This window comes from Arthrobacter sp. zg-Y40 (assembly GCF_020731535.1).
Classification (GTDB): Bacteria; Actinomycetota; Actinomycetes; order Actinomycetales; family Micrococcaceae; genus Arthrobacter_B.
On the sequence record NZ_JAJFZS010000009.1, the window covers coordinates 1 to 13,911 of the forward strand.

General features: G+C 67.0%; 13 protein-coding genes. All 13 read right to left on the reverse strand.

The annotated features are described in order from the left end of the window. Positions 1 to 131: 131 nt before the first annotated feature. Entirely contained in the window at positions 132 to 794 is a 663-nt protein-coding gene (locus tag LJ754_RS10990) for a DivIVA domain-containing protein (RefSeq protein WP_227910852.1), read from the reverse strand. Between the two features lie 154 nt (positions 795 to 948). After that, positions 949 to 1,239 carry a YggT family protein gene (locus tag LJ754_RS10995; RefSeq protein WP_227910851.1) on the reverse strand — a complete coding sequence of 97 codons (291 nt, stop codon included), beginning with the start codon at positions 1,237 to 1,239 and terminating at the stop codon, positions 949 to 951. Between the two features lie 63 nt (positions 1,240 to 1,302). Next, complete coding sequence (locus tag LJ754_RS11000; RefSeq protein ID WP_227910850.1) at positions 1,303 to 1,833, reverse strand: cell division protein SepF; 531 nt, start codon at positions 1,831 to 1,833, stop codon at positions 1,303 to 1,305. Positions 1,834 to 1,933: 100 nt separating this feature from the next. Beyond that, positions 1,934 to 2,677, reverse strand: coding sequence for a YggS family pyridoxal phosphate-dependent enzyme (locus LJ754_RS11005; RefSeq protein ID WP_227926604.1), 744 nt, complete (start codon positions 2,675 to 2,677; stop codon positions 1,934 to 1,936). Between the two features lie 42 nt (positions 2,678 to 2,719). Continuing rightward, positions 2,720 to 3,460: a polyphenol oxidase family protein gene (locus LJ754_RS11010; protein ID WP_227926605.1), complete on the reverse strand. Its 741-nt coding sequence runs from the start codon at positions 3,458 to 3,460 to the stop codon at positions 2,720 to 2,722. A gap of 21 nt (positions 3,461 to 3,481) precedes the next feature. After that, a complete protein-coding gene (gene ftsZ / locus LJ754_RS11015) occupies positions 3,482 to 4,678 on the reverse strand; it encodes a cell division protein FtsZ (protein WP_227910847.1) in 1,197 nt (398 codons plus the stop codon). A gap of 255 nt (positions 4,679 to 4,933) precedes the next feature. Then, positions 4,934 to 5,803, reverse strand: a complete 870-nt coding sequence (locus LJ754_RS11020; RefSeq protein WP_227926606.1) for a cell division protein FtsQ/DivIB — start codon at positions 5,801 to 5,803, stop codon at positions 4,934 to 4,936. After that, positions 5,793 to 7,199 (reverse strand): UDP-N-acetylmuramate--L-alanine ligase, encoded by a 1,407-nt coding sequence (gene murC, locus LJ754_RS11025; protein WP_227926607.1) that lies wholly within the window; start codon positions 7,197 to 7,199, stop codon positions 5,793 to 5,795. Before murC ends, LJ754_RS11020 begins: the two co-directional genes overlap by 11 nt. Further along, positions 7,196 to 8,305 (reverse strand): undecaprenyldiphospho-muramoylpentapeptide beta-N-acetylglucosaminyltransferase, encoded by a 1,110-nt coding sequence (murG, locus tag LJ754_RS11030; RefSeq protein ID WP_227926608.1) that lies wholly within the window; start codon positions 8,303 to 8,305, stop codon positions 7,196 to 7,198. Before murG ends, murC begins: the two co-directional genes overlap by 4 nt. Then, entirely contained in the window at positions 8,302 to 9,750 is a 1,449-nt protein-coding gene (locus tag LJ754_RS11035; protein ID WP_227926609.1) for an FtsW/RodA/SpoVE family cell cycle protein, read from the reverse strand. Before LJ754_RS11035 ends, murG begins: the two co-directional genes overlap by 4 nt. A gap of 1 nt (position 9,751) precedes the next feature. After that, on the reverse strand, positions 9,752 to 11,320 hold the full coding sequence (gene murD / locus LJ754_RS11040) for a UDP-N-acetylmuramoyl-L-alanine--D-glutamate ligase (RefSeq protein ID WP_227926610.1): 1,569 nt from the start codon (positions 11,318 to 11,320) through the stop codon (positions 9,752 to 9,754). Further along, positions 11,302 to 12,405 carry a phospho-N-acetylmuramoyl-pentapeptide-transferase gene (mraY, locus tag LJ754_RS11045; protein WP_227926611.1) on the reverse strand — a complete coding sequence of 368 codons (1,104 nt, stop codon included), beginning with the start codon at positions 12,403 to 12,405 and terminating at the stop codon, positions 11,302 to 11,304. Before mraY ends, murD begins: the two co-directional genes overlap by 19 nt. Continuing rightward, entirely contained in the window at positions 12,402 to 13,907 is a 1,506-nt protein-coding gene (locus LJ754_RS11050) for a UDP-N-acetylmuramoyl-tripeptide--D-alanyl-D-alanine ligase (protein ID WP_227910840.1), read from the reverse strand. The genes mraY and LJ754_RS11050 overlap by 4 nt, the downstream gene beginning before the upstream one ends. Positions 13,908 to 13,911: the final 4 nt, after the last annotated feature.

A 13,911-nucleotide genomic window follows, 5' to 3' on the forward strand; every position in this document is an offset into this window, starting at 1 on the left:
GGGGGGGCAACGGGGCGGCGCGGCGGGGCGCGGTCAAAAATCGCGGGGGGCGGGGGGGGGGGAGCCCCCGCCCCCCGGCCCGCTGAAGTGATTCTTATCCGAACGCGGAACGCGGCCGGGACCTGACGCTGTTACGCGTCGGCGGTCTCCGAAGCAACCGAGCCGCGTGCATCCAGATCACGCAGCTGGCCTTCGATGTATGCCTTCAGGCGTGAACGGTAGTCACGCTCGAAGCCGCGGAGCTGTTCGACCTTGCGCTCCAGGACAGCCTTCTGCTGCTCCAGGGTGCTGAGGATCTTGCGGCTCTTCTCCTGGGCATCGGTGACGAGGCCGCTGGCTTCGATCTGTGCCTCGGCAATGATCTTGTCGCGCTGCTCGACGCCGGCGCTGACGTAGTCATCGTGCATCTTCTGGGCCATGGCCAGGATGCCGGCTGCGGTTTCGGTGGTGTTGCCTGCAGGTGCAGCCGGGGCCGCTTCCTGCTTGGGCTCGACCGGAGCGGGACGCTCCTCCACGCGGGGTGCTTCAACCTTAGGCTCAGGCTTGGGCTCTTCGCGGACCTGCTCGGTGGTGGAGGCGGCCGCGACGGGCGCGGGGACGGTCTTCTCCGATACGGAGCCACCGGCTGCCGCTTCTGCCAGCTGGCGGCGGAGATCTTCGTTTTCGGCGTTCAGCCGGCGCAGCTCCACCACGATCTCGTCGAGGAAGTCGTCGACTTCGTCCTGGTCATAGCCTTCCCGGAACTTGGTCGGCTGGAACCGCTTGTTGACAACATCTTCTGGCGTCAGAGCCATCTGGTCACCTCATACTGGATTATAAGATTCGCCTGCGTGTCAGGCAGGCGGTTCTACGTAGAGAATTTCGGACATACAAAAATCTGGGGTTGTATCAATTTTCACAGTATATCTTTTGGGGGCCGAAAACTAACCGGCCCCCAGCGGGCCGGACCTAGCGGGCCACGCCGGCGACGATCTGCGTCAGGATTGACACGATGATGAACAGGACCAGGAACGCGAGGTCCAGTGCCACCCCGCCAAGGCGCAGCGGCGGAATAATGCGGCGGAAAAGCCGTACCGGCGGATCGGTGACACCGTAGATGGCCGTAGCCAGCACGAGTGCCGGGCCCTTCGGGCGCCACTGGCGGGCGAACATCTGCACCGCGTCGTAAACGATCCTCAGGATCAGGGCGAGCTGGAAGAGCACCAGCACCAGATACACCAGGGGAAGAATGATATTCACGCGAAGGGTTTCATTTCCGGAAGTCGGTTGGCAGCCCCCGCGTCCCGTTGGAACGGGAGCACGTTAGCTCTGGTTGAAGAAGGTGGACTGCGACTCGCTGATCTTCTTGTCGTCCCCAAGGACCTCCACGTGTGAAGGCGACAGGAGGAAGACCTTGTTGGTCACGCGCTCAATGCTGCCGCGCAGTCCAAAGACCAGGCCGGCGGAGAAGTCCACCAGGCGCTTGGCATCTGCTTCGCCCATGTCGGTGACGTTCATGATGACCGGGATGCCGTCCCGGAAGCTCTCACCGATGATTTTGGCATCGTTGTAGGAGCGCGGGTGGACAGTGGTGATCTGCCGAAGGCCGGAAACATCCTCGCGGGATGACGGGGCACGCTTGATGGGTGTCACGGGTGCGCGGTACTCCTCGACTGCATTGCGGACAACGGGTGCGGGAGCGGGTTCGGGGTCCAGCTCCTCTGGTTCGTGAATGGGAGCATAGTCTTCGTCCCGGACCGGGGCTTCCCGCAGGTTCCGCTGCTCGGACTCGTAGTGCTCGTCACCATCGGCGAGCCCAAGGTAGATCATTGTCCTGCGCATTGCGCCAGCCATGGTTGCTCCTCTAATCCTTCAACGCCGCAGCTGCCCGTGGTTCCGGTGCTTCCCCGGGCTACATGCCGGGCGGCGGCTTTGTGATGTTCTTACTTCGACGCTACCGCACGGGCGGGCGCGGGCCCAGAACATCGGAACCTATTCGCAGGTGTGTCGCCCCGTTGGCCAGTGCGGCTTCCAGGTCCGAACTCATACCGGCGGAGATGCCCCGCGCCCCGGGGTGGTCCTTTTGCAGCCGCTCCGAGAGCCCGCGCAGCCGGGCAAACGCCTCGGCGGGGTCCCCGTCCAGCGGAGCCACGGCCATCAGCCCGGACAGTTCCAGTCCCGGGGTGCCGGCCACCGCGTCCGCCAGCTGCGCCAGTTCCTCCGGTGCCGCTCCCCCGCGGCCGGGATCTGCCGCCCGGGCATGCTCCGTGCGCAGGTCCACCTGCAGGAAGCAGCGCAGGTCCTGCCTGACCGGCAGCGACTCCCCCGCCCGGCGTTGCTGCTCTGCCGCCATGGCCTTGCCAAGCGCAGTCACGAGCGACAGGCGGTCCACGGAATGGACGGAGGAGGCATACCGCACCACTGACTTGGCCTTATTGGACTGCAGCTGGCCGATGAAGTGCCAGTGAAGACCCAGCCCGTGCAGCTGTGCGGCTTTGGCCGCCGCCTCTTGGTCCTTGTTCTCACCCACCTCCCGCACGCCGAGTCCGGCGAGGATTTCGACGTCGGAGGCCGGGAAGTATTTGGTGACCACAATCAGGCGGGGCTCACCGGAGCGTGCCGGGCGGTCGGCGGCGGCAATCCGGGCGCGGACCCGGCCCAGCCGGTCCGCGAGTTCGACGGCCCGGGATGAATGCATAGATGTCATGGTTCTTTCATTGTCTCAGCCCGCTGCCGGCAGTTAGGCGCGGCGCCAGATGATCCCGGCGAGGCGTCCGGTGGCCGGATTGCGGCGGTGGGAGAACAGGTCCTCGTTCTCCAGGGTGCAGCCGGGGATCCGTTCACTGCGGACGCCCAGCGCAGCCAGCTGCGCTTCGGCGCCTGCCGGAAGGTCCAGGGCGGGTGTACCGCTGCGGGTGCGTGACACTGCTGCCGGATGCAGGGCCGCGGCTCCGGCCTGCATGTCTGCCGGGACTTCGTAGCAGGTCCCGCAGACGCAGGGCCCAATCCAGGCTTGGATGTCCGTACCGCCGGCCGAGCGCATTTGTTCCACTGCGGCCGGCAGGATGCCGTCCAGCAGGCCTTTGCGGCCGGCGTGGACGGCGGCGGTCACGGGGTTCCCGGCCGGGCCTGCACCCGCGAACAGGACGGGCATGCAGTCTGCCACCAGGACCGCCAGCGGAACGCTGCCCCCGATGCTGATGAGTCCGTCCGCGGTGGGTGCGGAAGTATCCGCTGCCCCGGCATCACCCGGGGCCGAGGCATCCACTACCCGGGCCGAGTGGACCTGGTTCATGAACCGCAGCGAGCCGGGCGCTACGCCCAGCTCGGATTCAAGCGCGGCCCTGCGCTGCAGGACGGCGGCAGGGTTGTCCCCCACATGCAAAGCGAGGTTGCCCGCGGAGGTGTTGGTGAAGCCCGCCCACAGGTTGTCGCCAACCTGCCGGTGCCACCAAAACATCCGGGACAACCCCGCTGCCATGCTCAGCTGTTCCTGCGGTTCCTACTTGAGGAAATCGGGGACGTCGAGGTCATCCGGACGGCCGGTGGACAGATCGGACTCCACGACGGCCGGAAGGTCGATGTCGAACCCGGCGTCTGCCGGGACGTCGCTGTGCTGGTGGGACCGCTGCGACCAGGCCGAAAGTCCTGCCGACGCCGGTGCTGCAGCAGCGTAGCCGCCTGCGGCCGGAGCCGAAGCCGGCGGGGTGGCCGGCTCAGCGGGCTTGTGCGAAGCCGGCTGGGAAGTGACGTCCACCTGGTCGAAACCGGCGGCAATAACCGTAACGCGTGCTTCGTCACCCAGGGCATCGTCAATGACGGCACCGAAGATGATGTTGGCTTCCGGATGCGCCACTTCCTGGACCAGGCGGGCTGCCTCGTTGATTTCGAAGAGGCCGAGGTCGGAGCCGCCCTGGATGGACAGGAGTACGCCGTGGGCACCGTCGATGGAGGCCTCAAGCAACGGAGAAGCTATTGCCAGCTCGGCTGCCTTGACGGCCCGGTCCTCACCGCGGGCCGAACCGATACCCATGAGGGCCGAGCCGGCGCCCTGCATGACGGACTTCACGTCGGCGAAGTCGAGGTTGATCAGACCCGGGGTGGTGATCAGGTCGGTGATGCCCTGCACGCCGGAGAGCAGCACCTGGTCGGCGGAACGGAAGGCATCCAGCATGGACACGTTGCGGTCGCTGATCGAGAGCAGGCGGTCGTTGGGGATCACGATCAGCGTGTCCACTTCGTCCCGCAGGGTATCAATGCCCGATTCCGCCTGGTTGGAGCGGCGGCGGCCTTCGAAGGTGAACGGGCGGGTGACGACACCGATGGTCAGCGCACCCAGGGAGCGGGCGATGCGGGCAACGACGGGAGCGCCGCCAGTGCCGGTTCCGCCGCCTTCGCCGGCGGTAACGAAGACCATGTCGGCTCCGCGCAGGACTTCCTCAATCTCTTCGGCGTGGTCCTCAGCTGCCTTGCGGCCGACCTCGGGATCCGCGCCGGCGCCCAGGCCGCGGGTGAGTTCGCGTCCAACGTCAAGCTTGACGTCGGCGTCGCTCATCAGCAGAGCCTGCGCATCGGTGTTGATGGCGATGAACTCCACGCCGCGGAGGCCAACATCAATCATCCGGTTTACGGCGTTCACGCCACCGCCGCCGATGCCGACGACCTTGATGACGGCCAAGTAATTCTGCGGTGCTGCCACGTCCTGTGTCCCTTGTTCGAATCTCTGCAACTTTTTAGTGTTCTGCAACTGCCGGCCCAGGCAAACCGCCGGGACCTCCCCTTGGAGTCCCTGCGGCTGCCCGGCCGAAAACCTTGAACCTGACCAACCCTAACCCTCAGCTTGAGAGTTATAGTTATGTCAAGTAATCCTCTACCTGAGACGCTATGGGGCCAGCGCTGCTTCTGCAATTACCGGCCCCGCGTGTCGGCGGATTCTTTCTGCGCCTCTTGCGGATCAGCGGGTAACCGGCCGGTCCGGAGTGCTCACGTCGTAGACCTGCACGGGCGGATCCGTCGGTGCCATCCGCATCAGCGCTTCGAGGACACGCGCTTTGGCCGCATTGTCGTCGGCGCTCCCCCAGAATACCGTCTGCCCGCTCGCCAGCTTCAATTCCACGGAGTCCACGGTCTGGGCCGAAGCACTTTCCAGCAGGGCCAGGACATTGGTCGGCAACGCGGCAAGCACCGAGGTGATGCTGGGGAAAACCTGTGCATTCACAGCCTCGGCACCGCCGTCGATCAGCGGCAGCGGCACCGCCGCCCGGTCAGCAGCGGCTGCAAGGCGCCTGCCCTGCTCATCGATCAGCGCCAACTGCGGACCGTCCTGCAGGACGGCCACCGGAACGCGCTCGGTGACGGTGACCACCAGTGTGGACGGCGGCTGGGCCGCGACGTCGATCTTCTCGATTTCCGGGCGGTCCCGCAGCAGCGCTTCAACGTCCCCGTCGGAAATGGTGGGCAGGGTCTGCCCTTTCAGGGGATCGAGCGCGGCTTCGGCCTGCTCGCGCGGCAGCAGTACCGTGCCCTCCACCACCACGGTCTTCAGCGCCAGGACAGGCGAATAGACCAGGAAAACGAAGAACAGGGCCACGGCTGCCAGCGCGGACACAGCAGTGATCCATACGATCCGGCGACGGCGCTTGCGCGGAGGCTCGGGAAAGGCCAGGACGGTGCCTGCCGGGCGGGGGGCACCCTTGGCCCCGCCGGTCCTGCCGGCGCCCCTTGCTCCGTTGCCCGGGGCGTGCGTAATTTCGTCCCGAGGATCCAGCGCCCGGGTGGCGGTAATGATCTCGGCGTCGCCTCCGGGGCGCTTCCTACCGGCCATGGACGGCTTTCCCGGCGGCCAGCCGGCGGACCAGTTCGCTGCCCAGGGCCGTGACATCGCCGGCGCCCACGGTGAGGATAATGTCCCCCTCGCCGGCGTTGTCCGCCACCTGCGCCACGGCTTCGTCCGCAGAGCCGGCGTAGCCGCCGGGCACGTGCAGCCGCGAGGTGATTAGTTCGCTGGTGACCCCGTCAATGGGATCTTCACGTGCGGGGTAGATATCCAGCACCGTGGCGGTGTCCGCCAGGTCCAGGGCAGCCGCGAACTCGGCCGCGAAGTTGCGTGTGCGGCTGAACAGGTGCGGCTGGAACAATACATGCACCCGGTGAGAGCCGGCTACGGTCCGGGCGGCCTTCAGGGCCGCGTTCACCTCGGTTGGGTGGTGCGCATAGTCGTCGAAGACCTGCACGCCCCGGGCACTGCCGCGTGGTTCGAAGCGCCGTGCCGCACCGGAGAAGGTGCCCAGTCCCGCGGCGGCGGCCTGCGGGTCGACGCCCAGTTCCAGGGCGACGGCGAAGGCCGCCGCCGCGTTGAGGATGTTGTGGGCGCCCGGAACCTGCAGCGCCAGCTCCACCTGGGATTCGGTGCCGTCCACCGTGAAGTGCAGCGTGCTGACCGACCCTGCGCCCGCGGCGCGGGTATCCGAGACCCGGACTCCGGCCGTTGCCGCGTAGCCGTAGGTCAGGACCCGTGGGGCACCGCTGCGCTCGGCCAGCGCGCTGGCGCCGGCGTCGTCGGCGCAGGCAATCAGCAGTCCGCCGGCGGGCAGCAGGGCCGCAAACGCGTCAAAGGAGGCGAACACCGCTTCTTCGGTGCCGTAATGGTCCAGGTGGTCCGCTTCGACGTTGGTCACCACAGAGACCCGCGGGCTGTAGTTCAGGAACGAAGCATCGGATTCATCGGCCTCCGCCACGAAAACCGGGCCGGTACCGTGCATGGCGTTGACGCCGAGCGCGGCAACGTCGCCGCCGATGGCGAACGAAGGGTCCAGCCCCGCTTCGCGCAGCATGACCGTCACCATGGCGGAAGTGGTCGTTTTGCCGTGGGTTCCGGCCACGGCCACCAGGTCCTGCGTCCCCATGGCCGCGGAGAGCGCCACCGACCGGTGGATGATCCGCAGCCCGCGGGCACGGGCCTCGGCCAGTTCGGGGTTCTGCTCGCGGATGGCCGTGGAGACCACAACGGTGTCTGCGTCCGCCACGTGTGCGGCATCGTGCCCGACGTAGACCGTGGCACCCAGCGCCTCGAGCGCGCGCAGCCCCGGGGAATCCTTCGCATCGGAACCGGAAACAGGCACCCCCTGGGCTACGAGCACCCGCGCCACGGCGGACATTCCCGCGCCGCCCAGGCCGATGAAGTGTACCTGTCCCAAGTCACTGGGGTTGGGCCGGTTCATGCCTTTGACCTATCGCTTGCTTCGAGAATAAATGCCGCCATCCGCTGGTCCGCGTCACGGATTCCCAGGCTGGACGACGCCCGGGACATGGCGTCCAGTGCTGCCGGATCGGCCAGCAAAGGTATCAGCCTGCCCGATATCCATTCGGCTGTGAAGAGTGGGTCGGCCACGGTCAGCGCACCGCCGGCAGAGACCAGGGCTTCGGCGTTCAGTGCCTGTTCACCGTTGCCGTGCGGCAGCGGCACCAGCACGGCGGGCAGGCCCACGGCACTGATCTCGCAGACCGTGCCTGCGCCGGAGCGCGCCAGCAGCAGGTCCGCTGCCGCGTAGGCGGTCTCCATCCCGTCCACGTACTCCACCTGGGTGTAGCCGGGGGCGGCCAGCGGCCGGCCGGCAGCATCCAGCAGGGACTTTCCGCGGCCGGTGATGTGCAGGGTCTGGATCCCGGCGGCTGCCAGTGCCGGCAGGGCCTGTTCCACGGCACGGTTGATGCTGGCGGCTCCTGAGGACCCGCCTGTGACAACCAGTGTGGGCATGTCCGGTTTCAGTCCCAGCGCGGCACGGGCACCGGCCCGGGCAGCGTTCCGGTCCAAAGAGGAGATTTCCCGTCTCATCGGCATGCCCACCCACGTGGCCTTCGGCAGGCTGGTGGCTTCGAAGGCGACCCCGGTGACGGCGGCAAAGCGGGCGCCCACGCGGTTGGCCAGGCCAGGACGGGCGTTGGCTTCATGGACAATCACGGGCAGTGAGCGGCGGCGGGCCGCCAGGTACACCGGCGTGGAAACATATCCGCCCACGCCCACGACGACGTCGGCCTGTGCAGCGTCCAGGATCGCACCGGCCTGCTTCACGGCACGCACCAGACGGGCCGGGAGCTTCACCAGGTCCGCCGAGGGACGGCGGGGCATGGGCACCCGGTCAATGGTGGCCAACTCGTAGCCGGCAGCCGGGACCAGGCGCGTTTCCATGCCTGACGCCGTTCCCACCACGGTGATGCGGGCGTCGGGGCGCTGCGCCGTCACGGCGTCTGCAATGGCCAGCAGCGGGCTGATGTGCCCGGCGGTGCCGCCTCCGGCCAGGACTACGGACAAGGGGTGCTGCGTCATGGAGCTGTTGGTTCACTTTCAGGAATTTTGCGGGCAAAGGAAAGCAGGACGCCGATGGCGGCGAGGGTGAAGGTCAGGGACGATCCGCCGTAGGAAATGAAGGGCAGCGGAACACCGATGACAGGCAGCAGGCCGGTGACCATGGCGATGTTCACTGCCGCCTGGCCGATGATCCAGACCAGGACGGCACCGCATGCGATCCGGATGAAGGGGTCCGTGTGGCGCATGGTTACCCGGACGGTGGCGATCGCCAGCACCGCAAACAGGCTGACCACCACGAGGGTGCCCAGCAGGCCGAACTCCTCGCCGATGATGGCGAAGATGAAGTCGTTGTGTGCTTCGGGAATCCAGTTCCACTTCTGCCGGCTCTGCCCGATGCCCACGCCCAGCCAGCCGCCGGATGCCAGGGCGTACATGCCCGCGTTGGCCTGGTCACACAGTCCGGTGCCGCAGTCCAGCTTCAGCCAGGCGCTGATTCGGCCGGACCGGTTGCCGCTGAGCGCAGACATCAGCAGGGCCCCGAAGGCTGCGGCAGCGGCGAGGGCAGCCAGGAACCGCCCCGGGGCGCCGGCGAAGAACAGTGCGGCCACCATGATCAGGCCCATGATGATCACGGTGCCGAGGTCGCTGCCGGCCATGACCAGCACAATCAGGATGCCGCCGCCGGGCACCACCGGGATCAGCGCATGCTTCCACTCAGTGAGCAGCCGCCCCTTGCGGGAGAGCACGGCCGCAAACCAGATGGCCATGGCCAGCTTCGCGGCTTCCGACGGCTGTCCGGTAATGGGACCAATCTCGATCCAGTTCTTGTTGCCGTTGACTTCCTTGCCGATCGCCAGCACCAGGATGAGCAGGAAAATCGCGAGGAAGTACAGCGGCCAGGCCAAGACCCGGTAGTGGCGGGTGGTCAGCCGTGAGAGCACCAGCATCGCGATGACGCCGGCCGCTGCGAACATGGACTGCTTCAGGAACAGGTCGAACGTGGTGGCCGCTCCGGCGTCGCTTCCGGCGGCTGCAGCGATGGATTCAACCGAGGATGCCGAGAGGACCATCATCAGGCCAATGGCCGTCAGCGCCAGCGTGGCGCCGAGGATGGTGTAGTAGCTGGAACCGGTGGCAAGGCGGCCGCTACCTTCCAGAAAAACCATAAAGCGTTCCCGGCGGGAGACCGGCTTGGCGGCGGCGGCTGCCGTCTCCGCGGCCCTGCTGGCCGTGGCGGTCCTGTCCGCTTTGCCTGCGGAGGACCTGCCCGCGGAGGACCTGTCCGCGGAGGGCCCGCCCGCTGAGGCCCGGCCGGAAGACGGCCGGGGTGCGGAGGAGGCCCGGCCGGCGCCGGACGATGCCCCGCCAGTCCCGGATACCGCGCCCGTTCCGTTACTGGATCCCGCGCCCGGATTCCGGCGCAGGACCGGTTTGCGCTTGCTGCCGGTGGGCGTGGTGGCCAATCTAGGGCTCCTTCGGGGTTTGGACCTGTCCCGGCGTGGTGTTTTCCTGCTGCTCGCCCACATACCCGGCAACCGCTTCGATAAAAGCCTCGCCGCGGTGGGCGTATGACGTGAACTGGTCCATGGACGCAGCTGCCGGAGCCATCAGGACGGTGTCACCGGCCTCCGCGACGGCGGCCGCTGCAGCAACGGCACGGACCATGATTTCCTCGGCGCTGGTGACCGGGGACTGCTCTTCACCAGTTTGCTCTCCGAGTGCACGGATCACCGGTACATCGGGTGCGTGTCTTGCCAGGGAATCCTGCAGGTCGCGGGTCTCTGCGCCTATCAGGACCACGGCCCTGAGCCGGTCCCGGTGCGCCGCGATCAGGTCGTCGTAGCCCACGCCCTTGGACAGGCCGCCGGCAATCCAGACCACGCTGCTGAAGGCGGCCAGGGAGGCCGAAGCCGCGTGCGGGTTGGTGGCTTTGGAGTCATTGACCCAGAGGATGTCTCCGAGCCGGGCAACCGCCTGGATCCGGTGGTCTCCGGGCGAGTAGGCGCGCAGTCCCTCACGGACGGCAGCCGGTTCGACGCCGTAGGCCCGTACCAGTGCCGCGGCGGCCAGTGCGTTGGCCACCATGTGCCGCGGGGCGTACTCCCCCAGGTCCGCCATGGCGGCGAGCTCGGCGGCCGAGTCCTTCCGCTGTTCGATGAACGCGCGGTCCACCAGCAGGCCTTCGACAACGCCCACCATGCTGACGGCGGGAACACCGGTGGTGAAGCCGATGGCACGGCAGCCTTCCACCACGTCCGCTTCCTCGACCATGTGTTCGGTCTCGTACTGTTCGGCGTTGTAGATGCAGGCAACCTGCGTGTTTTCGTAGATCTTGGCCTTATCGGCCATGTAGGCCTCATAGGAGCCGTGCCAGTCCACGTGGTCTTCGGCAATGTTCAGGCACACACTGGCCAGCGGCGAAATGGAGTGCGTCCAGTGCAGCTGGAAGCTGGACAGCTCCACGGCAATGGCGTCGTAGCCTTCCGGGTCCCGGATGGCGTCCAGGATCGGCGTGCCGACGTTGCCGGCCGCGATGGCTTGCAGTCCGGCTGCGCGGAGCATGCTTTCCGTCATCGAAACGGTGGTGGTCTTGCCGTTGGTTCCGGTGATGGCAAGCCACTGCGCTGTCTTGCGGCCTTCGCGGATGCGCACCCGCCAGGCCAGTTCGACGTCGCCCCACACCGGGATACCTGCCTCGGCGGCTGCTGCCAGCACCGGATGGGTGGGCCGGAACCCCGGGGAGGTCACCACCAGGTCGGGCGCCTGCCCGTCAACCGGCGGCAGGGACGCAACGGCGTCCGCACCCAGCAGGATGTCCGTTGCACCCACAATCCGCAGGGTGTCCGCCTTGGCACGGTTTTCCTCCGTGTCGCGCGCGTCAACGACAACCACCCGGGCACCGAGTTCCACGAGGGTGTCCGCGGCGGAGAAGCCGGAGAGGCCGATGCCGGTCACCACCACGCGCAGTCCGCTCCAGTCGGCGTCCCAGGTTGTCAGTTCCTCCAGAGGAGCACTCACAGTCCCACCACCCATTCGGCGTAGAAGATTCCCAGTGCCACGGCTACGCATAGTCCGGCAATGATCCAGAACCGGACCACCACCGTCACTTCTGCCCAGCCCTTGAGTTCAAAGTGGTGCTGCAGCGGGGCCATCTTGAACACACGCTTGCCGCCGCTGATCTTGAAGTACCCCACCTGGATGATGACCGACAGCGTGATGATCACGAACAGTCCGGCCAGGATCACGAGAAGCAGTTCGGTGCGGGAAAGGATGGCGAAAGCGGCAATGGCACCGCCGATGGCCAGCGAACCGGTGTCGCCCATGAAGATCTTGGCGGGCGCCGTGTTCCACCAGAGGAAACCGACCAGCGCGCCGGCCATGGCTCCGGCCAGCAGTGCCAGGTCCATCGGGTCGCGGACCTCGTAGCAAACGGAGCCTGCATCCTCGGCACCGCAGCTCTGGTTGTACTGCCAGATGCCGATCAGGAAATAGGCCCCGAAGACCAGGATCGAGGCGCCGGCGGCGAGGCCGTCCAGGCCGTCGGCCAGGTTCACGCCGTTGGTGGTTCCGGTGGTGATCAGCAGGGACCAGATCACGAACAGGGCCGCGCCGACGATGGTTCCGGCAAACGCCAGGTCCACGCCGGTGTCACGGACGAATGAGATGGCGGTGGAGGCCGGTGTGCGCCCCTGGTCGTTCGGGAACTGCAGGGCCAGGACGGCGAAGGTTATGCCCACCGCGGCCTGCAGGATGATTTTGGCCTTGGCGTTCAGGCCGAGGCTGCGCTGTTTGGAGATCTTGGTGTAGTCGTCAATGAAACCGACCATGCCCATGCCCACCGTGAGGAGCAGCACCAGCAGGCCCGACGCCGTCGGGCTGAACGATCCCGATCCGATCATGCCGCTGATGAGGTGGGTGATGAAGTACGCAGCCACCACGGATGCCACAATGACGGCGCCGCCCATGGTGGGGGTGCCGCGCTTGGTGTGGTGCGAGGTGGGGCCGTCGTCGCGGACAAACTGGCCGTAGCCTTTGTGCACCAGGAAACGGATGAACAGGGGTGTTCCGGCAAAGGCAAAAACCATGGCCAGCGAAGACCCTACGAGCAGGGAGATCACAGGTTCTCGCCTCCGGTCCCTTCGGCGCGGGCCGGCTGTGCGGCTGAGTCTGTGACTGCGGACGGTGGTACAGGGGTCAAGGCTATCCGATCGCCGAGGTAGCGCAGGGCTGCTCCGTTGGAGGATTTGAACAGGACAAGATCACCGGGCGCCAGGGATTCGGCGAGGATACGTTCGGCGTCCTCGGCGGTCTCCACGAAGGTGGATTCATCCCCCCATGAACCCTCCATAACGGCCCCGGTGTGCATGGCGCGGGCGCCGGTGCCCACGACAATCAGTTTGGAGATGTTCAGCCGGACAACGTACCGGCCGATCGCGTCGTGTTCGGTGACGGAGTCTTCACCGAGTTCGAGCATTTCGCCCAGCACCGCCCAGGTGCGGCGTTCGGCGCCGAGTTCGGCCAGGGTCCGCAGCGCTGCCCGCATGGATTCGGGATTGGCGTTGTAGGCGTCGTTGATGACGGTGACGCCGTCGGCCCGGTCGGTGCGTTCCATCCGCCAGCGGCTGGCCGCGGTGCGTCCGGACAGTCCCGCGGCGATCTGCTCGCCGCTGATGCCGGCGGCATACGCAGCCGCAGCGGCTGCCAGCAGGTTCGCGGTGTGGTGCGCGCCGATGAGCCCGGAGCGGATCTCGTGCTTGCTGCCGTCGGGCAGCAGCAGCGTAAAGACCGGGCGGCCCTCGGCGTCGGTACGCGCGTCCAGGGCGCGCACGGCGTTCTTGGCCCCGTGGGCTTCCTCCGGCGAGGAGGTGAAGTACAGCACCGGGGCCTGGGTGCGGGAGGCCATCGCGGACACGCGGACGTCGTCTGCGTTCAGGATGGCGGTACCGCCTTCGGGCAGCGCCTCCACCAGTTCGCCCTTGGCCACGGCAATGTTTTCCACGCCGCCGAATTCGCCGGCGTGGGCGGACCCTACGAACAGGACCACTCCGATGTCCGGCTTCACCATGTCCGCCAGGTAGCGGATGTTGCCGATGCGCGTGGCACCCATTTCCATCACGAGGTAGCGGGTGCCGTAGCCGGCGTTGAACACAGTCAGCGGCAGGCCTACTTCACCGTTGTAGGACCCGACGGGCGACACGGTGGGGCCCGCCTGCGACAGCACCCCTGCCAGCAGGTCCTTGGTGGTGGTCTTTCCGGCGGATCCGGTAATGCCGATGACGGTCAGCTCGCCGTGGGCCCGGAGCCTGCGGACTATTTCCGCGGCGATGGCGCCCATGGCGAGGACGGCGTCGGGAACCATAACGGCGGGGTACAGCGCGCCGGCGTCGTCGGTCACGGGACGCTCCACCAGCGCCAGCACGGCGCCGCGTTCAAAGGCCGTCCCCACGTACAGGTGGCCGTCGGAATTCTCCCCCGGCTTGGCTATGAAGAGCGAACCCCCGGTTACTTCACGGGAATCCGTAGTGGCGGAAGTCACTGCCGGAACCGGTGCCTGCGCGGCCGGACCGATCAGTTCGCCGCCCGTGATTGCCGCTATTTCGGCTGCATTAAGTTCAATCATAACG